This window comes from Ruegeria sp. YTSA144 (assembly GCF_059610125.1).
This window is the reverse complement of the sequence record NZ_JBXWNA010000007.1, coordinates 189,607-210,093: the sequence shown is the minus strand read 5'-3', so window position 1 is coordinate 210,093 and position 20,487 is coordinate 189,607. Positions and strand designations below refer to the sequence as shown.

Annotated in this window: 23 protein-coding genes, 1 tRNA gene and 1 riboswitch; of the genes, 14 read left to right on the top strand and 10 right to left on the bottom strand. The window is 56.8% G+C overall.

The genetic code is table 11. The features are described 5' to 3' along the window. Positions 1 to 207: 207 nt before the first annotated feature. On the top strand, positions 208 to 1,137 hold the full coding sequence (locus AC2FF8_RS15910) for an esterase-like activity of phytase family protein (protein WP_496880169.1): 930 nt from the start codon (positions 208 to 210) through the stop codon (positions 1,135 to 1,137). 500 nt (positions 1,138 to 1,637) lie between these two features. Here the strand turns inward: AC2FF8_RS15910 and AC2FF8_RS15905 are convergent, their stop codons facing one another. Then, a complete protein-coding gene (locus AC2FF8_RS15905) occupies positions 1,638 to 1,859 on the bottom strand; it encodes a helix-turn-helix domain-containing protein (RefSeq protein ID WP_496880168.1) in 222 nt (73 codons plus the stop codon). Positions 1,860 to 2,002: 143 nt separating this feature from the next. Here AC2FF8_RS15905 and AC2FF8_RS15900 point away from each other — a divergent pair, with 143 nt between their 5' ends. The 4 genes from AC2FF8_RS15900 to AC2FF8_RS15885 all read left to right on the top strand — a co-directional run bounded on the left by AC2FF8_RS15900 (position 2,003) and on the right by AC2FF8_RS15885 (position 4,041). Further along, positions 2,003 to 2,230 carry a hypothetical protein gene (locus tag AC2FF8_RS15900; RefSeq protein ID WP_496880167.1) on the top strand — a complete coding sequence of 76 codons (228 nt, stop codon included), beginning with the start codon at positions 2,003 to 2,005 and terminating at the stop codon, positions 2,228 to 2,230. Then, positions 2,227 to 2,472 carry a hypothetical protein gene (locus AC2FF8_RS15895; protein WP_496880166.1) on the top strand — a complete coding sequence of 82 codons (246 nt, stop codon included), beginning with the start codon at positions 2,227 to 2,229 and terminating at the stop codon, positions 2,470 to 2,472. The genes AC2FF8_RS15900 and AC2FF8_RS15895 overlap by 4 nt, the downstream gene beginning before the upstream one ends. Positions 2,473 to 2,530: 58 nt before the next feature. Continuing rightward, positions 2,531 to 3,022: a hypothetical protein gene (locus AC2FF8_RS15890; protein WP_496880165.1), complete on the top strand. Its 492-nt coding sequence runs from the start codon at positions 2,531 to 2,533 to the stop codon at positions 3,020 to 3,022. A 71-nt stretch (positions 3,023 to 3,093) separates the two neighbouring features. Further along, a complete protein-coding gene (locus AC2FF8_RS15885; RefSeq protein ID WP_496880164.1) occupies positions 3,094 to 4,041 on the top strand; it encodes a DUF3800 domain-containing protein in 948 nt (315 codons plus the stop codon). 609 nt (positions 4,042 to 4,650) lie between these two features. On the opposite strand, the gene AC2FF8_RS15880 is transcribed toward AC2FF8_RS15885, so the two are convergent. Beyond that, positions 4,651 to 4,726 (bottom strand) — tRNA-Thr (locus AC2FF8_RS15880). Positions 4,727 to 4,961: 235 nt separating this feature from the next. Between AC2FF8_RS15880 and AC2FF8_RS15875 the strand changes: the two genes are divergently transcribed. The 4 genes from AC2FF8_RS15875 to arsB are packed head-to-tail and all read left to right on the top strand — an operon-like array spanning position 4,962 to position 9,065. Next, on the top strand, positions 4,962 to 5,789 hold the full coding sequence (locus tag AC2FF8_RS15875) for an arsenate reductase/protein-tyrosine-phosphatase family protein (RefSeq protein ID WP_496880163.1): 828 nt from the start codon (positions 4,962 to 4,964) through the stop codon (positions 5,787 to 5,789). Further along, a complete protein-coding gene (locus tag AC2FF8_RS15870) occupies positions 5,786 to 6,784 on the top strand; it encodes an ArsJ-associated glyceraldehyde-3-phosphate dehydrogenase (protein WP_171638438.1) in 999 nt (332 codons plus the stop codon). Before AC2FF8_RS15875 ends, AC2FF8_RS15870 begins: the two co-directional genes overlap by 4 nt. Further along, on the top strand, positions 6,781 to 8,046 hold the full coding sequence (gene arsJ / locus AC2FF8_RS15865; RefSeq protein WP_480685752.1) for an organoarsenical effux MFS transporter ArsJ: 1,266 nt from the start codon (positions 6,781 to 6,783) through the stop codon (positions 8,044 to 8,046). Before AC2FF8_RS15870 ends, arsJ begins: the two co-directional genes overlap by 4 nt. Then, entirely contained in the window at positions 8,043 to 9,065 is a 1,023-nt protein-coding gene (arsB, locus tag AC2FF8_RS15860; protein ID WP_496880162.1) for an ACR3 family arsenite efflux transporter, read from the top strand. Before arsJ ends, arsB begins: the two co-directional genes overlap by 4 nt. Positions 9,066 to 9,137: 72 nt before the next feature. On the opposite strand, the gene cobO is transcribed toward arsB, so the two are convergent. From cobO to AC2FF8_RS15835, 5 genes are all read right to left on the bottom strand, one after another. Then, positions 9,138 to 9,737 carry a cob(I)yrinic acid a,c-diamide adenosyltransferase gene (cobO, locus tag AC2FF8_RS15855; RefSeq protein ID WP_425079891.1) on the bottom strand — a complete coding sequence of 200 codons (600 nt, stop codon included), beginning with the start codon at positions 9,735 to 9,737 and terminating at the stop codon, positions 9,138 to 9,140. 56 nt (positions 9,738 to 9,793) lie between these two features. After that, positions 9,794 to 10,729, bottom strand: a complete 936-nt coding sequence (locus tag AC2FF8_RS15850; protein WP_496880161.1) for a DMT family transporter — start codon at positions 10,727 to 10,729, stop codon at positions 9,794 to 9,796. A 45-nt stretch (positions 10,730 to 10,774) separates the two neighbouring features. Beyond that, positions 10,775 to 11,437 (bottom strand): HD domain-containing protein, encoded by a 663-nt coding sequence (locus AC2FF8_RS15845; RefSeq protein WP_496880160.1) that lies wholly within the window; start codon positions 11,435 to 11,437, stop codon positions 10,775 to 10,777. Continuing rightward, complete coding sequence (gene aroC, locus AC2FF8_RS15840; protein ID WP_425079892.1) at positions 11,421 to 12,521, bottom strand: chorismate synthase; 1,101 nt, start codon at positions 12,519 to 12,521, stop codon at positions 11,421 to 11,423. Before aroC ends, AC2FF8_RS15845 begins: the two co-directional genes overlap by 17 nt. Before the next feature lie 119 nt (positions 12,522 to 12,640). Continuing rightward, on the bottom strand, positions 12,641 to 13,081 hold the full coding sequence (locus tag AC2FF8_RS15835) for a 6,7-dimethyl-8-ribityllumazine synthase (RefSeq protein ID WP_170347485.1): 441 nt from the start codon (positions 13,079 to 13,081) through the stop codon (positions 12,641 to 12,643). A 119-nt stretch (positions 13,082 to 13,200) separates the two neighbouring features. Beyond that, positions 13,201 to 13,400, bottom strand: a riboswitch (FMN riboswitch). A gap of 54 nt (positions 13,401 to 13,454) precedes the next feature. Between AC2FF8_RS15835 and AC2FF8_RS15830 the strand changes: the two genes are divergently transcribed. After that, the gene (locus AC2FF8_RS15830) at positions 13,455 to 14,066 is read left to right on the top strand and encodes an FMN-binding negative transcriptional regulator (RefSeq protein ID WP_496880159.1); all 612 of its coding nucleotides are present in this window, start codon (positions 13,455 to 13,457) and stop codon (positions 14,064 to 14,066) included. A 19-nt stretch (positions 14,067 to 14,085) separates the two neighbouring features. Here the strand turns inward: AC2FF8_RS15830 and AC2FF8_RS15825 are convergent, their stop codons facing one another. Continuing rightward, positions 14,086 to 14,532, bottom strand: a complete 447-nt coding sequence (locus tag AC2FF8_RS15825; protein ID WP_496880158.1) for a c-type cytochrome — start codon at positions 14,530 to 14,532, stop codon at positions 14,086 to 14,088. 461 nt (positions 14,533 to 14,993) lie between these two features. Here AC2FF8_RS15825 and petA point away from each other — a divergent pair, with 461 nt between their 5' ends. The 4 genes from petA to AC2FF8_RS15805 all read left to right on the top strand — a co-directional run bounded on the left by petA (position 14,994) and on the right by AC2FF8_RS15805 (position 18,295). Further along, positions 14,994 to 15,578, top strand: a complete 585-nt coding sequence (gene petA / locus AC2FF8_RS15820) for a ubiquinol-cytochrome c reductase iron-sulfur subunit (RefSeq protein WP_170347482.1) — start codon at positions 14,994 to 14,996, stop codon at positions 15,576 to 15,578. A 15-nt stretch (positions 15,579 to 15,593) separates the two neighbouring features. Beyond that, positions 15,594 to 16,925: a cytochrome b gene (petB, locus tag AC2FF8_RS15815; RefSeq protein WP_170347481.1), complete on the top strand. Its 1,332-nt coding sequence runs from the start codon at positions 15,594 to 15,596 to the stop codon at positions 16,923 to 16,925. Between the two features lie 17 nt (positions 16,926 to 16,942). After that, positions 16,943 to 17,728, top strand: a complete 786-nt coding sequence (locus tag AC2FF8_RS15810) for a cytochrome c1 (RefSeq protein ID WP_170347480.1) — start codon at positions 16,943 to 16,945, stop codon at positions 17,726 to 17,728. Between the two features lie 150 nt (positions 17,729 to 17,878). Next, positions 17,879 to 18,295 carry a nuclear transport factor 2 family protein gene (locus AC2FF8_RS15805; protein WP_496880157.1) on the top strand — a complete coding sequence of 139 codons (417 nt, stop codon included), beginning with the start codon at positions 17,879 to 17,881 and terminating at the stop codon, positions 18,293 to 18,295. Between the two features lie 22 nt (positions 18,296 to 18,317). Here the strand turns inward: AC2FF8_RS15805 and mtaB are convergent, their stop codons facing one another. Both mtaB and dapF read right to left on the bottom strand, forming a co-directional pair. After that, positions 18,318 to 19,574 carry a tRNA (N(6)-L-threonylcarbamoyladenosine(37)-C(2))-methylthiotransferase MtaB gene (gene mtaB / locus AC2FF8_RS15800; RefSeq protein WP_496880156.1) on the bottom strand — a complete coding sequence of 419 codons (1,257 nt, stop codon included), beginning with the start codon at positions 19,572 to 19,574 and terminating at the stop codon, positions 18,318 to 18,320. Continuing rightward, positions 19,571 to 20,413 (bottom strand): diaminopimelate epimerase, encoded by an 843-nt coding sequence (gene dapF / locus AC2FF8_RS15795; RefSeq protein ID WP_496880155.1) that lies wholly within the window; start codon positions 20,411 to 20,413, stop codon positions 19,571 to 19,573. Before dapF ends, mtaB begins: the two co-directional genes overlap by 4 nt. Between the last annotated feature and the right edge of the window lie 74 nt (positions 20,414 to 20,487).

The window sequence follows — 20,487 nt, the reverse complement described above, 5'->3', positions numbered from 1 at the left end:
GATTGCACTCGGCGTGGCGCTTTTCATTGGGGATTGCTCAAATTCGAGCGCATCCTCTGGTATCGTGATGGTAGGTTCAGACTTGGACTGAGTATGCTCAATCGGTGGTTATCACTACTGGCGCGAACGATTGCAGGATTCTGTTGCGACGGTATTGTTCGTTTTGTCATTGTCATGCGAGAAATGTGATTTGTTCGGAAAATTCCTTTGAAACGTCCTTCGCTTCTTCTTGTGGTTTGCTTTGTTTTGGTCAGCCTTACCTCCCGGAGAGCATATATTGCTCACTTAAATGATGGTGCTGCTTCACAATTGGAGTTGTTGAGTGAGCTAAGTTGGAGATGGCCGGGAGAAGAAAGGTTTGGCGGCCTATCTGGTTTGGAAATAAGTGAAGACGGAACAGAGTTGATTGCCGTGTCAGACAGGCCGATGCTGGTTTTCGCCAAGGTGCAAAGACAAGGTGACTCAATTGTCGGCATTGAGAATATTGAGATTGTTCGGCCCAGAACTCCGGGCTCAATGAATTACCATGATGAAGTGAACAGTGACCTGGAAGCGCTCGCGCTGGAGAAGAATGGTAGGCTTTGGGTTAGCACTGAAAACTACCACGACGTAGAGTTTTTCAACCCCGGCGAATACACGGCAAACCATATTGATTACGAGACCGAATCCCAAGCGTTCAGGTCGTTGCCCTACAATCAGGGTCTAGAAGCGCTCTCACTTGACCCACAGGGCCGGGTCATTGCGATCCCAGAGACATGGTCGGGAAACTCCTTTCCTGTATTTCGCCTTGAGAACGGTGAATGGTCTGTATCAGGCGAGGTTCGGAAAAGTGGTTCATATGTGCCGGTGGGTGCTGATACTGGACCTGATGGTCATTTGTATTTGCTGGAACGACGATTTGATTGGGGCATTGGTTTCTCAAATAGGGTGAGGCGCTTCGCATTCGTGGAAGACAAAATTGTCGAAACCGACACTCTTCTACAGACCAAGATACGAACCCACGGCAACTTAGAGGGAATTGCCGTATGGTCCGACGCTTCATCTGCAATCAGATTGACAATGGTATCCGATGACAATTTCAGCATGTACTTGGATACCGAAATCGTTGAATACCGCTGGAACGAACACCACCGCTAATTCCCGGTCGAATTTGAGGCTTCAATAGACACAAACCCTCAACTAAAAGCAGTATTGAGCTTCCGAAATCGAAGAAGCGGATTCAACACACGACACGATATCGTCTCTCTCTGAAACCGCGTTTTCGTAGTCGGAAAATACACTTTCGTATTCGTACAATAGGCTTTGGTAGTTTTCGCTTAGTTCCTCGGCGTCATCGCGAAGCGAGTTATGTGAGCTCACTAGATTATTGTAGTCATCAACCAAGTCATCGTACTCGGTAGCCAGGTCAGTCAAATTGGATTTGCAGGTGAAGCCCTCATAGTCGCAGGTATACTGGTCGAAACACAAAGCATAGTTGTTCACACACTTGCCCTGTGAGCTGCAAATTGTCTCTCCGTAATCTAAACAAGCGGGCTGACCGAAGCTGCAAGAGAAGCTCTGGGCGAAAGCAGTGTGCGGAGACACCCACCCGACCTTGAGCAATAGCGTTGCAACTACAAGTAAAGTAGACCTCTGCATCATTGCTCACTTATCTTGACCAAAACCACACCCGGCCCATCTGCGGTGTCACCTTCATCGAGGAACTGAATACCCTGGGCTTCTAATGCCTTTCTTACAGCTTCGGCATTTGAATGCTGCATCCCCCCTTTTTCTGTTTCAAAGCGGTTAATGGTGGTGAAAGAAACACCCGCAATTTCAGCTAGTTCTCGGGTGCCCAACCTCACTGCACTACGGGCCATTCTTAACTGCTCAGGCGTCAATGTACTTACCTCGTATGTAAAATTGCGTACAGGGTATTGACATTGCGCTTACCCTGTACATATTCTTATTACACAGTAAGCAAAACTGCAACAAATCGCATAGCCAATTAGAGGAAACTGCAATGGAAGAACAACGCGTCAGCGCGAACACAGAAGATTTATTCGCATACCTTGATGACTGCCAACGCATTGCAACCGACCTATCCAGCCTGATCGAGACTGCCTCTGTGTTGGACAACGAAGGAGTCCATGCCGGGGGTGTCACGACCATTTTGAAAGTAATAGCTGAAATGGCCGACACTCTGGAAAGCAAGCTCGACAGCGTGAACCTGCCAAAGGTGCAATCATGAATGATGCGCGCACACTCTATGAAACCGGAATTGGACGCACACCGATTGGTAATTGTTACGCCATCTTTAACCTATGTCGTGTCGGTATTGCCGCCAGCGATTCTGCTGTGAACATCGACCTTGTGAACAAGGGTGGTTACGACGCCTTGCTTGAAGCAATCGCAGAACTAGCAACAGACGCCATTGAGCGCCTGGAAACCGCTGACAAGGCTCCTAAAGCCGTATCGAACAAGGCTGCCTGAAATTCATTTAAGCTGGGCGCGGCATTTTCTGCGCCCATTTTCATTTTCGGAATTTGATATGAGTTATTACAGCGTCAACCGGCATTGGTCGGACCAGTTCTTACCCGAGATTAAGAGTATCATCGGTAGCCACATCATACATGCTGCACCAGATCCGCTGGACCATTTTCAAGCCACTGACCTGTTGATGCTGGACGCCAAGGACATGCGCATTGCTGCCAGGGTGAGGCGTCACGGGTACGCCGCCAGATACCCGCACCAGTTCACCATTCGCGCCAAGCTGCCCTCAGGTGCCGAAACCGAACTGTCCAAGATTGTAAACGGTCACGGCGACTGGATGTTCTACGGCCACGCGGGACCCGACGGAAGGGTAATTGAAAGCTGGTGGTTAATCGACCTTCGGGCGTTTCGTGCCGGGTTGATCCGGCACCGCACTACAGGAACGAACCTGTTCATGGGCGACAAGAGGAACTCAGATGGAACGTGCTTCAAGTGGTTCGACATACGGTCGTTTCCAAAAGAACCGCCGCTGGTGGTGGCGAAGGGTTAAGAACTCAGTGAGACAGCGTTGCTTCGCGGAATTGCTCGACCCGGACATGCAATAGACTGTCGCGTTAAGGTGTGGCAAAACTGGCCAGCTTGACTCTATTCAGAGTCAGTGGGCATCGTAAGCGCATGAGTAAAGGGCAGGATTACAAGTACATAGCGTACATCGACGAAGCTGGCGATGACGGTCTAAAGGCGATCCGCCCAATGGATGAGGCCGGTAGCAGTGAATGGCTTGTGGTATCTGGGGTCGTCGTAAACGCTTCGCGAGAAGACGAAGTATCTCAATGGGTGCAAGATATCATTTCTGGATTGTGGCGATACAACGGGCGCGGACTGCACTTCAAGAACCTCAACGAGAACAAAAGGCTCTACGTCTGCGAGCAGATGGCTGAACTGAGCGCGCGTTACTTCGTGGTGTGTTCGAACAAGAAAAATATGAGAGGATACAAGAATCCTCTCGCCGCAGAAGTTCCATCGCAGTGTTGGTTCTACAATTGGATGACTCGCCTGTTGCTGGAGAGAATAACGGATTTTGTCTGCTGGCATTCGACAAAGGAATACGGAACCCCACAAAAGGTTAAGATTGAATTCAGCAATCGTGGCGGTCTCTCATACCCTCAGATGAATGCCTATTTCCGTTGGATAAGCTACCAAGGGAACAATACCTTTTTAAGGTTTGGCGCAATCGAATGGGAAACGATTTCTTACGAGCTTCTGAAAGTTTATCCTCACTACGAAAGGGCGGGCTTGCAACTTGCCGATATTGTTGCCAGCGCGTTCTTTAAAGCCGCTGACAAGTACAATACTGGCTCTTGTGATCCACAGTTCGCGAAGGCGTTAAAGCCTCGTATCGCCAAATTTAGAGATTTATCAAGCCAGAACGCTGCGGGTTATGGTGTTAAGCTGATGCCTTCTCTGAACGGCGCAAAGCTCTTACCTGAACAGCAAGAAATTTTTAGACACTACGGCTATCCAAGGCAGTGGTGGGCCCCGGACTCGTCTGATCCGTTGGCACGATAGGCTGGCGTCACGTTTACCAACCGTCCAACAGACGCCCTCTCACCCTCTGGAAACGACCCGAGTGACCCGGCGACCCACAGGGTACTGATAGCACACAGCGTCGATTCCGTCAACGAATCCAATGGTATAGTGGCAAGTCATTTGTTTCAAAGGGTAATTGCTTTTTCAGCCACCGATGCGTGGGCCCCTTGCCAACTTGGTAGTTTTCTTCACTCCGCGAAGACATATATGGCTCCGATAGTCTTGTTGTTGGGGCAGAAAGGCTTGAGACGCTGAGAAGAATGAAAATCATGCAATTAGTCCCTCATATGTCCCCCAGAATACACAGCAGCCATCGCCACACACAGCCGTGCAGCGCTTTGTCAGGGTAAGTAATTGCTTTACGATAAAGTGGTGAGCCGTGCAGGATTCGAGCCTGCGACCAATAGTTAGGTGCAAGAGTGCTCAGGGTCGGGCGGACATTTCACACCGTTAGTGAGCAACTGAAGATCAATCATTGGAAGCTAGCAACTATTCATTGCTCATCTAGCATTAGGTGGATCAAAGGATGGACTGAAACAATCAAAATCGAAGTAATAGATTGAAAAATAACAATGTTATTAAAAATTATGGTGCCGCTGAAGGGACTCGAACCCCCGACCCCATCATTACGAATGACGTGCTCTACCAGCTGAGCTACAGCGGCACCGTAGGTCATACGGAATTGATTATGACCGGATGCGAAGCTTCGTTTAAACCGTCAGTCTGGCGCCTGCAAGCCCGGTTGTAACCGTTTCGGCCTTGTTCAGCACGGTCGGGCCTCAAGTTGTGAGCCGAAAGCCTGCGGCCAACCTTTCAAATTGGCGCTCTGGTCCGTGAATTTTTTGTGACGACGCGGAATGAAATTGACTCACTCTCTATATTTCAATATTTCATGAAATATGATAGAACAGATAACCGATCAATTGACCATTCTTGGCCACCCGCAGCGCATCACCGTGTTTCGCATGTTGATGCGACGGTTTCCTGACAGGATTCCCGCGGGCGAGCTGGCGGCGGAGCTGGATATCAAACCCAGCACCATGTCGAACTACCTGAATGCTTTGCAGCGGTCGGGATTGGTGAAACAGGAACGATCCGGGACGTCTCTGCTCTATTCGATTGAAATGAAAAATGTGCAGCAAATGCTCGATTTCCTGATCGTGGATTGCTGCCGTGGCCGCCCGGATATCTGCATGCCCTTTCCCAAAGACACCGCGACGAACCGAAAGTTCAATGTGCTGTTCATCTGTTCCGGAAACTCCGCACGTTCGATTTTTGCCGAATCCTTGCTGCGAGAGATCGGCGGCGACCGGTTCAACGTCTATTCGGCCGGGACACGGCCCAGTTCAGAACTCAATCCCTTTGCGGTGCAGGTTCTGCGCGACAAGGGGCACGATATCTCGGCCCTGCGGCCGAAGACTTTGTCCGAGTTTTCGGCGCCGGAAGCGCCTGCCATGGATTTTGTCTTTACTGTCTGCAATCAGGCCGCCAACGAGGAATGTCCGGCTTGGGAGGGCCAACCGATAAGTGGCCATTGGGGCGTGGAAGACCCGGTCAGGGCCGAAGGCACCGACGCCGAGAAAAGCCTGGCCTTTCAAACCGCCTATGGCGCACTGAAGCGCCGGATTCAGGCCTTTTCATCATTGCCGGTCGAAAGCCTTGACCGGATCGCATTGCAATCCGCCGTCGATGAAATCGGGCGTACTCCTACCGAGGAAATGAAATGACCACCTACGCACTGAACGGCCTTGGCCGTATGGGAAAACTGGCCCTGAAGCCCTTGCTTGAAAAAGGCGCAAAGATTGCCTGGATCAACGATGCCGTCGGTGATCCCGAGATGCATGCGCATCTGCTGGAATTCGACACCGTGCATGGGCGCTGGGACGCGGAATTCGACCATGACGCAGACAGCATCACGGTCAACGGAACCCGTCTGCCGTTCATTGGCACCAAAGACCTGAGCGCGTTGCCGCTGGACGGTGTTGACGTGGTGATCGACTGTACCGGCGTGTTCAAGACCGAAGCGAAGCTGGCACCGTATTTTGACGCTGGGGTAAAGAAGGTTGTTGTCTCTGCTCCGGTCAAGGACGGGCCGACGGCCAATATCGTCATGGGTGTAAATGACGAAACTTACGACCCTGCGGCGCATAGGATCGTGACGGCGGCCTCGTGCACGACAAACTGTCTTGCGCCTGTCGTAAAGGTCATTCACGAAAACCTGGGCATCCGCCATGGATCGATGACGACGATTCACGACGTAACCAATACGCAGACAATCGTGGACCGGCCTGCCAAGGACCTCAGGCGCGCACGCTCGGCCCTGAACTCTCTGATCCCCACCACGACCGGCTCGGCCACGGCCATCACTCTGATCTATCCGGAACTCAAAGGTCGTCTGAACGGCCACGCGGTTCGGGTGCCATTGCTGAACGCCTCGCTGACCGATTGCGTGTTCGAGGTTGAGCGTGAAACCACGGTTGAAGAGGTCAACGCCTTCTTCAAAGCCGCTGCCGAGGGTGAACTGAAGGGCATTCTGGGCTATGAGACGCGCCCGCTGGTGTCCACCGATTATACCAATGACGAACGCTCTTCGATCGTCGATGCGCCCTCGACCATGGTTGTGAACGGGACGCAGGTGAAAATCTACGCGTGGTACGACAACGAGATGGGCTATGCGCACCGGCTGGTGGATGTCGCATTGATGGTCGGGGCATCATTGTGAGGCAACGGCCCGCAGGACTGTCGGCCTATATCGCGGTCACGGCTGCCTATTGGGCCTTCATGCTGACCGACGGGGCGCTCAGGATGCTGGTGCTGTTGCACTTTCACACCCTGGGTTTCTCGCCGGTTCAGCTTGCCTATCTGTTTGTGCTCTATGAAATCGCCGGGATAGTCACCAACCTGTCTGCCGGTTGGATCGCCGCACGGTTCGGGCTGACCTCGACCCTCTATGCGGGGCTGGGGGTGCAGATTGTCGCGTTGCTCGCCATGACGCAGCTTGACCCGAACTGGACCGTCGCGGCTTCGGTCACTTTTGTCATGATCGTGCAAGGGGCCAGCGGAGTGGCCAAGGATCTGGCCAAGATGTCTTCGAAATCGGCGGTCAAATTGCTGGCTCCATCCGAAGGAGGCGCGTTGTTTCGGTGGGTTGCGGTTTTGACGGGTTCGAAAAACGCGGTCAAAGGGCTGGGATTCCTGTTGGGTGCAGCCATGCTTGCAACGCTGGGCTTCCTACCGGCAGTGCTTGCCATGGCCGCCGTTCTGGCGGTGATCCTGGTCGCAGTGATGCTGTTCATGCCAGAGGGCCTGCCGAAGGGGCGCAAGGGTGCAAAATTCTCTGAGGTTTTTTCAAAATCCGCGAATGTGAACTGGTTGTCCGCGGCGCGTGTCTTCCTGTTCGGCGCGCGGGACGTCTGGTTCGTGGTCGGCATCCCGATCTATTTCTATGCTGTTCTTTCAGATGGCACCGAAGAGGGCAATCGGGCCGCGTTCTTCATGATCGGAACATTCATGGCTGTGTGGATCATCCTCTATGGCGCCGTGCAAGCCAACGCGCCAAGGATTCTTCGTGCGTCAGATCGAACCGAAGGTGATCTGATCCGCGCCGCACGCAGATGGGCGGCGATCCTGTTTTGTGTTCCTGCGGCTCTGACACTGGCTGTTTTGCTGTCAAATGGGCCCGAGACCTGGCTGACCCTGACGCTTGTCGCCGGGCTTTTGGTCTTTGGTGCGATCTTCGCGGTCAACTCATCGCTGCATTCCTATCTGATCCTTGCCTTCACCCGGTCCGAGCGTGTGACGATGGATGTCGGCTTTTACTACATGGCAAATGCGACGGGGCGGTTGGCCGGAACCGTTTTGTCCGGCCTGACCTATCAGGTCGGGGGGCTGCCCCTGGTGCTGGGCACGGCGGCCGTGATGGTTGGCCTTGCTGCGCTGACGTCCGGCAAACTTATGGATCAAACTTCCGAGGCGTTATCATGAGCATTTTTGAACGGTATCTCACGATCTGGGTTGCACTTGCGATGATCGGTGGTGTCCTGATCGGACTGGCCGCGCCGGGGCTGGTGCAACTGGTGGCAAGCGCCGAAGTTGCCAGCGTCAACCTGGTGGTGGCGGTGCTGATCTGGGCAATGGTCTATCCGATGATGGTCAACGTCGATTTCGGTGCAGTCGCCGGGGTTGCCCGCCAGCCGCGTGGTCTGATTGTGACGCTGGTGGTGAACTGGCTGATAAAACCTTTCACCATGGCACTGCTGGCCGTTCTGTTTTTCGACTATGTCTTCGCGCCCTGGATCGCGCCCGAAGATGCTGCGCAATACACCGCCGGTCTGATCCTGCTGGGGGCCGCCCCTTGTACCGCCATGGTGTTCGTGTGGTCGCAACTGACCAAAGGCGACGCGACCTACACCCTGGTTCAGGTCTCGGTCAATGATCTGATCATGGTCGTGGCATTTGCACCGATCGTGGCCTTTTTGCTGGGGGTCACTGACATCGAAGTGCCATGGCAGACTTTGGTTTTGGCCACGGTCCTTTATGTGGTGCTGCCGCTTGTCGCCGGGTTGATCACCCGCCGCAGATTAGGCTCTAAACAGGCGATAGAAGCCTTTTCGGCACGGGTGAAACCGTGGTCCGTCGTGGGATTGATCGCAACCGTGGTTATCCTGTTCGGCCTGCAAGGTCAGACCATTCTGGCGAAACCCACGGTCATCGTGTTGATCGCCGTTCCCATTCTGATCCAAAGCTATGGTATATTTGCCATTGCCTATGGCGCGGCTTTTGCGCTGAAGGTTCCCCACCGGATCGCAGCGCCCTGTGCCATGATCGGGACATCGAACTTTTTCGAACTGGCCGTTGCCGTCGCAATCAGCTTGTTCGGTCTTCAGTCAGGCGCGGCACTGGCGACGGTTGTGGGGGTCCTGGTCGAAGTGCCGGTGATGCTGTCGCTTGTGGCTTTCGCCAACCGAACACGCCAGCGTTTTCCGGAACCTGCGACACGATAGGATTGTTCAACGCAGCAGAACGGCTGTCATAACTGGCGGCTGCGCACCGCCAGAATCACACCTCACGTAGCTTCAGAAATCCACGCCGCGCTGGGCCTTGATACCCGCCTGGAACGGGTGTTTCTCCTCGGTCATTTCCGTGACCAGGTCGGCATAGTCACGCAGCGCTTGCGGTGCATCACGCCCGGTCAGGAATACGCTGGTCTTGTCCGAGCGTGCGTTCAAACCCGCGATGACCTGTTCGACCGTCAGGTATTCGTAGCGCAAGGCGATGTTGATCTCGTCCAGCACAACCAGATCGTATTCGCCACTGGACATCAGGGCACATGCCTTGTCGAAGGCGGCATTGGCAGCAGCAATATCGCGCTCACGATCCTGCGTGTCCCAGGTAAAACCTTCGCCCATCGTATGCCATGTCACCAGATCACGCTCTTCGAAGAAACGGCGCTCGCCGGTTTTCCACTTGCCCTTGATGAACTGCACCACGCCAACCTTCTGGCCCCAGCCCAAAGCGCGAATGACCACGCCGAACGCGGCCGAGGACTTGCCTTTGCCCTTGCCGGTATTGATCAGGACCAGACCACGGCCAGGATCCACGGCCTCGGACACTTTCTTGCGGTGCTGGGCCTGCACCTTCTGCATCTTTTCCTTGTGATCCTGCGCGTCGTTCATTTGGGAACCTCTTTGACTGTTCGGCCCAACCTAGGGGAAGATTGCAAAAGGTAAAGTCATGCTTTGGGGTCCGTAACCGACCGGACCTTGCCGCGCTCCAGCCCCAACTGGTGTTCGCGCCAGATGACGACAACATTGCCTGCGATCACCAGTGCGGCCCCGATCAGGATTGCAAGCGTTGGCAGTTCGTCGAACCAGACATAGCCGATCACGATCGCAAACAGCATGGTTGCATAGTCATAAGGTGCCAGCATCGAGGCCTGGCCAAACCGATAGGAGGATGTGACCAAAATCTGCGCAACGCCGCCGATCAGGCCCATCATGACCATGATTAGAGCCTGATTCCACGTGGGCATCGTCCATCCCCAGAACGCTGTCAGCGCGGAAAGAAGCGCCGCGGTCATCGAGAAATAGAACACGATGGCCGCAGGGTGATCGACCTTGACCAATTGCCGGATATGGATCTGAACGAAGGCACGGGCGAGGGTTGCGCCCAACACGCATAACGCGCCGATGGTGGCGGCGAGTTCCATCTCGGTGGTGCCAAGACGTGGCCAGATCATGATCAGGACGCCTAGCAGACCCAAAGCCACAGCGCCGATACGGATAAGCCGAATGCGTTCGCCCAGCATGACGGCGGCCAGAATCAGGGTGAAGATCGGCGTCGCATAGCCGATTGCGGTGACTTCGGGCAGCGGCAGCAGGCTGAGGCCGGTAAAGGTAAGACCCATGGCGCTGGTCCCCAGAACGCCACGCCAGAAATGGCCCATGGGTTTCTTGACCACAAAGCCTTTCGACAACTCCCCTCGCGCGATGAGCCAAACAATGATCACCGGGATTGCGAAAAGGGACCGAAAAAACACCAATTGGCCCGGTGGGAACTCATCCGACAGTGCTTTGACCAGCGCGGACATCGACGTGAACAGGAACAAGGCGCACAGCTTCAGCGTTACCGCAAGCAGAGGTCGATGCGAAGTTAAGGGTTTTGTCATCGGCGCGAACCTGCGCCTTTGCCGGGCAAAGATCAACGGGTGGGTTCAGCAATTAACCCAGGATTGCGGCAAGGAGCAGCCGATCTCTTCGGCGAATTCTTCAAGAAAGTGGATCATGCGCGCGGTGCGTTGCTCGGCAATCAGTCGGCCGGTTTCGGTTAGCATGTCACCCGGCAGCCGCAGCAGCTTCACCTTCCAATGGTCGAGCGAGAAATGAAGGTCGTCCAGTGGCCGGACTTGGGCAAAAGGATCTGCCGGGTCATAAAGAGTGCGCCCCAAGGCTCCGGAAACGGAAAAGTTGCGGGCGATGCCGATGGCGCCCAGGGCGTCAAGCCGGTCCGCATCGCGCAGAATGCGCGCCTCGATCGTTTCAGGGGGGATATTGGCCGAAAAACTATGGGCTTCGATCGCGTGCTGGATCGCGCGGATCTGATTGGCTTCAAACCCGATTTCCTTAAGAATAGGCTCTGATTCCGTTGCGGATCTGCGCGAGGCAAGATGCCGGTCGGGATCGTCCTTGGGCAGATTTACAAGATCGTGCAGATAACTTGCCGCCAGCAGCACGGACATATCGGCTTGATCATCCGCGATGGCCCGGGCGTTGGTCCAAACACGATCAAGATGGGCCAGATCATGGGCCGGATCCGTTTCCATGCGATGTGCGACCACAGCACGCAGGCGGGTGCGCAGATCAGCCGATCCGTCCACGGTTCTCTCCGATCTGGCCGCGATGCAGCAGAAGGTGGTCGAGGATCACGCAGGCCATCATCGCCTCACCCACTGGAACAGCGCGGATCCCGACGCAGGGGTCGTGACGGCCCTTGGTGATGATCTCGGTCTCTTCGCCTGATTTGGTGATGGTTTTGCGTGTGGTCAGGATCGACGAGGTCGGCTTGACCGCAAAGCGCACGACGATGTCCTGCCCGGTCGAGATACCGCCCAGAATCCCGCCCGCATGGTTCGAGCTGTATTGCGGACCGTTCTGTCCCATGAAGATTTCGTCGGCGTTGGCCTCGCCCGTCAGTTCAGCCGCGGCCATGCCCTCGCCGATCTCGACGCCTTTGACGGCATTGATCGACATCATCGCTGCGGCCAGATCAGTGTCTAACTTGGCATAAACCGGCGCCCCGATCCCGGCGGGGACACCGCGCGCAACGACTTCGACCACGGCCCCGACCGAGTTGCCGGACTTGCGCAGATCATCCAGGTACGCGGCCCAGTCTTCTGCGGCGGTTGCATCGGGTGTCCAGAACGGGTTCTGTTCGATCTGGGACCAGTCGAAGTTGGCGCGGTCGATCTTATGCGGCCCTATCTGGGTCATGTAGCCGGTGATCTGCACGTTGGGCGCGATCTGTTTGATCGCTTCACGCGCCAGTCCACCTGCTGCAACACGTGATGCTGTTTCCCGTGCAGAACTGCGCCCGCCGCCGCGATAATCCCGGATTCCGTATTTCTGCCAATATGTGATATCGGCGTGCCCCGGACGGAACTTGTCGATGATATCGCCATAGTCTTTCGAGCGCTGATCGGTGTTCTCGATCATCAGCTGCACAGGCGTTCCGGTGGTTTGCCCTTCGAACACGCCGGACAGGATTTTCACCTGATCGGGTTCGCGCCGCTGGGTGGTAAACTTGTTCTGCCCCGGTTTGCGCTTGTCCAGCCAGTGCTGAATCATGCCCTCGTCGATCGTGACACCCGGCGGGCAGCCGTCAACAGTGGCGCCCAAAGCGGGTCCATGGCTTTCACCCCAGGTGGTGACACGGAATAGATGGCCAAAACTGTTCATCGACATGGGGCGTGCTCCTTTGAGCGTCGTGATTAGCGGGCAAGGCCCTTGGCCTCAAGCGGATTTGCGAATTGGTGGGCGCCACCTTGCGGTGGCGCGAATGAGTATTTTTGAAAAGATGAAGATCAGGCAGCCTGCGTCAGCACCGCTCGGGTCGCTGTGATTTTCAGCGCGGCTTGTGCGGCTTCGCGGCCTTTCTCGACAAAATGCGCACGGTAGATGGCGTTGTGGTGATCCGTCTCCTGGTACTGGTGCGGCGTCAGGGAAACGGACAGGACCGGCACGCCTGTATCCATGCCGGCGCGCATCAAACCGTCCACGACGGCCTGGGCCACGAAGTCGTGACGGTAAATGCCGCCATCCACGACAAATGCGGCGCAGGCGACAGCGGCGTAGCGGCCGGTTTGGGCCAAATCGCGGGCCAGCAGCGGCATCTCGAACGCGCCGGGTACGTCGAAAACATCGACCTGATCGGCCGGGATCAATTCAAGAAATCCGTCAAGCGCGCGGTCGACGATGTCGGAATGCCAGTTGGCTTTGACAAAAGCATAGCGGGTGTGTGTCATCGTGGTCTCCTTTCAGTTTGGTGGCCTGCTGGCGGTTGCGAACGGTTTCGCTGCCAGCCCGGCATGACACGTCACCCAAGGCGATCACGAGCAGGCGCGCCGGTTCACCGGCACGGCTTGCACGTTCTCTTCCATCCGGACTTTGACCGTCGGCTCTGGCCTCTCACCAGATCTGCTGACACTCGTTCGTGGTTCCACGCTTTGTCCGAATGCCGGCTTCTGCCTTTCGGATCGTGGACACGGCAGAGCCGCTCGCGGGCTCGCGGGTCATGGCCCGCATACCGCCGGTGGGGAATTCCACCCCGCCCTGAGAACGAGGCAGACCTTGCCAAGAACCAACCCCATCTGCAAGAGATTTGGCAGGAGGTCGCCCATGCACCCAAATCCAGCCTTCCGCGCCGAGGATCGTGCGCGTCATATTGAATTCGCCCGTGACCGGGCTTTTGGCGTTCTGGCGATTTCCGACGACGGCGCACCATTGATCAGTCACGTGCCCTTTCTGCTGTCAGAGGACGGTGCGGTGGCCGATCTTCATCTGGTGCGATCAAACCCGATTGTCCGTATGCTGTGCGGGCCGAAAGTGGTCAGGATCGCGGTGCAGGGGCCTGATGGCTATGTCTCGCCCGACTGGTACGGCGTCGCGGATCAGGTTCCGACATGGAACTACGTTGCCGTGCACCTGACCGGAAGGCTTGAGCTGCGCCCGCAGGACGAGCTGCGTGATTTGCTGGACCGACAATCTGCATTCTTTGAAGATCGACTGCTGCCCAAAGCGCCATGGGTCACCGGGAAAATGTCTGATGACGCCTTGGCCAGAATGATGCGGATGATCGTTCCATGCCGGATGCAGGTAGAGGATATCCAGGGCACCTGGAAACTGGGCCAGAACAAGCCGGAGGATGTAAGAATCGCTGCCGCCGATAATGTGCCCAACGGATTTGGCAGCGAAACCGGTCAGCTGGCCGCCTTGATGCACAAGGCGTAACCAGCACCGGGAAACAGGATTACTCGGAACTGAAAGTTGCCAGATAGGCGGCGATATCTTCCGCGCCTTTTCTGAGCTTGACGCTCATGTTCGGGCGGGCGGTTTCGTCATCCAGATACTCTTTGATGAAACCGATGGGGTCTTTGGAATAGGCGGCGATGTTTTCTTCGGTCCAGATCAGACCTTCTTCGCCGGCGCGGATCATGTCATCGGTGAACATGCCGACCGGCAGGCGCTCGCTGCCATAGCGATAGTCTTTTTCGGACCCGGCGACACGTCCGACGACGCCATAGAGATTCGGGCCGGTGATTCCGCCTTTGACCAGGACTTCACCGTCCTTGATGATCGCATGACACGAGGAGCAGCGGTTATACATCGCCTCGCCTTTCGCCGGATCGCCTGCGGCAAAGGTTTGCGAGGACAGGGCCAATGTGAACATCGCAGCGGCCGAGGTGACTTTTGACATAGGGGTCTCCTTGCAGGAGTTCGCGCGTTTTTTGCGCTGTCCGGTATTCGCGCAAAAAGTGCAACTGCGATATTGCGCTCAATTTTCAATTTAAATCATCTATTTGGCGGATATGATTTTCCTGGCAAACAATCGTTGCTTTGTGATGCTGATTGTCCAGAATACGCCCTCAGATGACTGGCGGTCTGGTGGTCAGAATCGGGCCGGATTGCGGCTGCAAAGCGGGGTCGTAGTTCGAATCATCCCCCGGTGATTCGAAGTCGCAGGCAAAGTTGCGGGCAAGATTCACCAAAAAAAGCCCCTCGTCATGTGCATGAAGGGACACATGCGGCGTATTGCGCATTTATGAACGCTGGACGAACACTATTCTCCCCGATAGTAAGCGCGGTTAAGACACCGCATTCGTGCGGTGCGCGAGCTATTTGCCCGTCCGCGGGCGCCAGATAATCGGAGATAACCTCGTGTCCCACGCAGAAGACCACGAAGGCACCCGCAGAGATTTCCTGTACTACGTCGCTGGCGGCGCAGGTGTCGTTGCAACGGGTGCAGCCGTATGGCCCCTGATCAACCAAATGAACCCATCGGCAGACGTTCAGGCGCTGTCCTCGATCCGTGTGGATGTGAGCGGCGTCGAGCCGGGCACGCAACTGACGGTAAAATGGCTGGGGAAACCTGTTTTCATCCGTCATCGCACCGGTGCCGAGATTCAGGAAGCCCAGGAACAGGACGCCGAAGGCGTTGATGCGCTGCCAGATCCGCTGGCGCGCAACTTCAACCTGAGCGCCGATGCGCCCGCGACTGACGCAAACCGCGTCATGCCGTCTCCGGAGGGCGAAGCACCGGGTGCCTGGATCGTGCAGATGGGCGTATGTACGCACCTGGGCTGTGTGCCTCTGGGGGATGCCGGCGACTTCGGTGGCTGGTTCTGCCCGTGCCACGGCTCGCACTACGACCTCGCCGGTCGTATCCGTAAAGGCCCCGCGCCTGAGAACCTGCCTGTCCCGCCCGCAGAATGGGTGGACAACAGCACAATCAAACTCGGCTAAGGGAGACCCAAACTTATGTCCGGAATTCCCCACGATCATTACGAGCCGAAGACAAACGGCGAGAAATGGCTGAACAGCCGTCTGCCGATTGTCGGCCTGCTGTACGACACGCTCATGATTCCAACCCCCAAGAACCTGAACTGGTGGTGGATCTGGGGCATCGTTCTGGCGTTCTGCCTGGCGCTGCAAATCGTCACCGGCATCGTACTGGTGATGCACTATACCCCGCATGTCGATCTGGCCTTTGCCAGCATCGAACACATCATGCGCAACGTGAATGGCGGTCACTTTATCCGCTATCTGCACATGAACGGCGCGTCGCTGTTCTTTGTGGCGGTTTACATCCACATGTTCCGCGGCCTGTTCTACGGCTCGTACAAAGCCCCGCGCGAAATCACATGGATCATCGGTATGCTGATCTATCTGATGATGATGGGTACCGCCTTCATGGGCTATGTTCTGCCCTGGGGTCAGATGTCCTTCTGGGGTGCGACCGTGATCACCGGCCTGTTTGGTGCGATCCCGTTTGTCGGCGACGCGCTGCAAACCTGGTTGCTGGGCGGACCTGCCGTGGACAACGCCACGCTGAACCGCTTCTTCTCGCTGCACTACCTGCTGCCGTTCATCATCGCGGCGCTGGTCATCGTTCATATCTGGGCCTTCCACACCACCGGCAACAACAACCCCACAGGTGTTGAAGTGCGCCGTGGATCGAAAGCCGAGGCCGAGAAAGACACGCTGCCGTTCTGGCCGTATTTCGTGATCAAGGACCTGTTCGCACTGGCCGTGATCCTGGTCGTGTTCTGGGCCATCGTCGGCTACATGCCGAACTATCTGGGCCACCCGGACAACTACATCGAAGCCAACCCGCTGGTGACACCTGCACACATCGTTCCCGAATGGTACTTCCTGCCGTTCTACGCGATCCTGCGCGCCTTCACCGGTGAGGTCTGGGTCGTTCAGTTCGCCAGCTTCATCACCGGCGGCATCATCGATGCCAAGTTCTTCGGTGTTCTGGCGATGTTCGGTGCGATCCTGGCCATGGCGCTGGCGCCCTGGCTGGACACCTCGAACGTACGTTCGGGCAAGTACCGTCCGATGTTCAAATGGTGGTTCTACCTGCTGGTCATCGACTTCTTTGCCCTGATGTGGCTGGGTGCGATGCCCGCGGAAGAGCCCTATGCGACCTTCTCGCTGATCGCGTCCGCCTACTGGTTCGCCTATTTCTTCGTGATCCTGCCGATCCTCGGAGTGATCGAGAAGCCTCTGGCCCAGCCCGAGACCATCGAAGAAGACTTCAACGCGCATTATGGCAAGGCTGACGCCGACGCCACGCCGGCCGAGTAAGAAGAGGGACCGGAAACATGTTCAAGAAACTTGCAATCGGCGCCGCGTTTGCTCTGGCCCTTGCGCCCGCCTCGACCTTCGCGGCAGGTGGCGGTGAGCAGCATATCGAAGATTTCGCGTTCTCGTTCGAGGGGCCCTTCGGCACCTGGGACAAGCACCAGCTGCAACGCGGCCTTCAGATCTATACCGAGGTCTGCGCGGCCTGCCACGGCCTGAAATATGTGCCCCTGCGCGATCTCGAAGCGCTGGGGTATTCGGAAGAAGAAGTGATCGCTTATGCAGCGGGCAACTTCGAAGTGTTCGACCCCGAGCTGGACGATTTCCGCCCGGCCATCCCGACAGACCACTTCCCGGCCAACAACGGTGTCGGCGCACCGGACCTGAGCCTGATGGCCAAAGCCCGCGCGGGCTTCCACGGACCATACGGTCTGGGCATCAATCAGCTGGTCAAAGGCATGGGTGGAGCCGAGTACATCGCCTCACTGCTGGACGGCTATACTGGTGAAGAGAAGGAAGAGGCAGGCACTGTCCTCTACGAGAACAAAGCCTTCCCCGGAGGCTGGATCTCGATGGCGCCGCCGCTGGCGGATGAACAGGTCGAGTTTGCTGACGGGCATTCGAATTCGGTCGAACACATGTCCGAGGACGTCGCGGCGTTCCTGATGTGGGCGGCCGAGCCGAAGATGATGGAGCGCAAGAACGCCGGCTTTGTTGGCGTGATCTTCCTGACCGTTCTGTCGGTGCTTCTCTATCTGGTCAACAAGCGCCTGTGGGCTCCGCATAAGGGCAAGAAATCCGCCTGATCCGTCAGGGTAGGATTAAGGAAATTCAAAAGGCCCCGTGCGTCGCGCGGGGCTTTTTCTTTGAAACCGCTCGACAACTTGTTCCTTGACGCGAACCCCGTGCAGCACGACGCTGGTTGCATTTTAGAAGTCATTTTGGAGTGAATTGTCATGAACGCTTTGTCGAATGCCGCGAAACTGCGCGAGGCCTTTGCCAGGTGGAACGAATCCAAGGGTTCGGATCCGGGCATGTGGGACGACTACACGACCGAGGATCTCTGCATTCGGTCTCTTGGCGACGGGAAAAACGGGCTGGATTTCAGTTGCGCCCGCAAGGGGCAGGATCAGATGCATCAATATCTGAAGGAATTGACGGATGCCTTCGAAATGGTCCACTGGACGTTGAAGGACACCATAGCCCAGGACGACCGGGTCGTCGGGGTGGGTGTCACGGCATGGACACACAAAGCCAGCGGCCAGACGGTCGAAACGCCGGTCGTTGTCATTTGCAGATTCCGCGGCGACCGGGTCTGCGAATATCAGGAATTCTACGACACGGCCGCCCTTGCTGACGTGGCCGGGCAATGAATGCCGTCGGCCGTCGACGCCATCACGCGATCAGCTGGGTTTGAGTGTGACCGGTGATTGCCGCCGTGACGATCTCACCCTCGGTCCGGGGGGCCGAAAAAGACACTTCGGTGAATTGCTCGGTCCGGCCCATATGGGGGTTTTCCATCAGGATGTGATGGGTCTTGCCGATTTGCTGCGACAAGTGCTTTGAGACCTGAGCGTCGCCTGCCGCACGCAAGCGGGCAGCGCGATCCTTGATGACCGTTCCATTCACCTGTTGCGGTATGCGGGCTGCCGGAGTGCCTTCTCGTTTGGAATAGGGGAAGACATGCAGCCAGGTCAGGTCGCAGTCGGTGATCAGCTTCAGCGAGTTTTCGAAATGCGCTTCCGTCTCGGTCGGGAAGCCTGCGATGATATCCGCGCCGAAGGTCATGTCGGGGCGCAGCTTGCGTGCGTCCTCGGTAAAGCGGATGGCGTCGTCGCGCAGATGGCGGCGTTTCATGCGCTTCAGAATCAGATCGTCGCCATGCTGAAGCGACAGGTGCAGGTGCGGCATCAGGCGTGGCTCGGTCGCGATGGCCTGCATCAGATTCTCATCAACCTCGATCGAATCGATCGAACTGATCCGCAGGCGTGGCAAATCCGGCACCAGCTTGAGGATGCGCATCACCAGATCGCCCAGCTTGGGGCTTGCGGGCAGGTCGGCGCCCCAGGATGTCAGATCGACCCCGGTCAGCACGACCTCGTTATAGCCCTTGTCGACAAGCCGCTTGATCTGATCCACCACCACACCGGCCGGCACGCTGCGCGAGTTTCCCCGGCCATAGGGAATGATGCAGAAGGTACAGCGGTGGTCACAGCCGTTCTGGACCTGCACATAGGCGCGCGAGCGGGTGCCGAACCCGTCGATCAGGTGCCCTGCCGTTTCGGTGACCGACATGATGTCATCGACCTGCACGGCCTCGGTCTCGCCGATGAAATCGGCGGCCATGCCCTTCCAGGTCTCGGGGCGCATCTTTTCCGTGTTGCCGATCACCGCATCGACCTCGGCCATTTCGGCAAAGGTCTGGGGTTCGGTCTGGGCGGCGCAGCCGGTGACGATCAGGCGCGCATCGGGGTTTTCGCGGCGCAGCTTGCGGATTTCCTGCCGGGCCTTGCGCACGGCCTCAGCCGTCACGGCGCATGTGTTCACCACCACAGCGTCCGTCAGACCTGCCTGCTGCGACAACTCTTTCATCGCCTCGGTCTCATAGGCGTTCAGGCGGCAGCCCAATGTGGTGAACTTGGGCGGGTTCATCCCAGCGACCTCAGAAATTCAGGCGTCAGAGTGCCAGAGAAAACGTGACACGTCGGCCCGGTCATCCAGACACCATCGTCGCGCCAGTCGACCCAGAGTGTGCCGCCATCCAGATCGATCTGTACTTTGCGCCCGGTCAGCCCCCGTCGCGCGGCGGCTACGGCCGTTGCACAGGACGACGACCCGGAGGCCAGAGTGATGCCAACTCCGCGCTCCCATACGCGCATACGGATGTGATCCGGGCCAATGACCTGGGCCACCTGCACATTTGTGCGTTCGGGATAAAGCGGGTGGTATTCGTAACGCGCGCCAAACTCCGCCAACGGGATCGCTTCGGCGTTCTCAACGAAGAACGTGCAATGCGGGTTGCCCATTCCCGTTGCCGTTGGGGTGCCTTCGATTGGCAATTCCAGCGTGTCCATCTCTTCTGCCAGCGGAATTTCGCGCCAGTCCAGCTGCGGGTGCCCCATGTTGACCGCAGTAAGCCCATCGCCAGCATCCTGCGCATGAAGGGTTCCGCGTTCGGTGGTGAGCGTCAGCGCAGAGCGACCCGTCTCATCCATAAGCAATCGCGCAATACAGCGGGTGGCGTTGCCGCAGGCGGCAGAGGTTGATCCATCGGAGTTGTAGAACACCAGATGCGCGTCGGCTTCACCATTTTCGATAACGGTCAACTGATCGAATCCCACACCAAATTGCCGATGCCCGATTCCTTTGGCCAGCGCCGGTGTGATCGGAGCATCCTGCGCGCGTGCGTCAACGATGACAAAGTCATTGCCCAGCCCGTGCATCTTGATGAAGGGCAATCCGGTGTCGAGTCTCTGTTGCATGGCGGGCATATATCGTTGGTCGGAACATGAATCCACCCTGTCGCGAAAATTCCTCAAAAAAGGGGTTGACCCTCCAGCGCCAC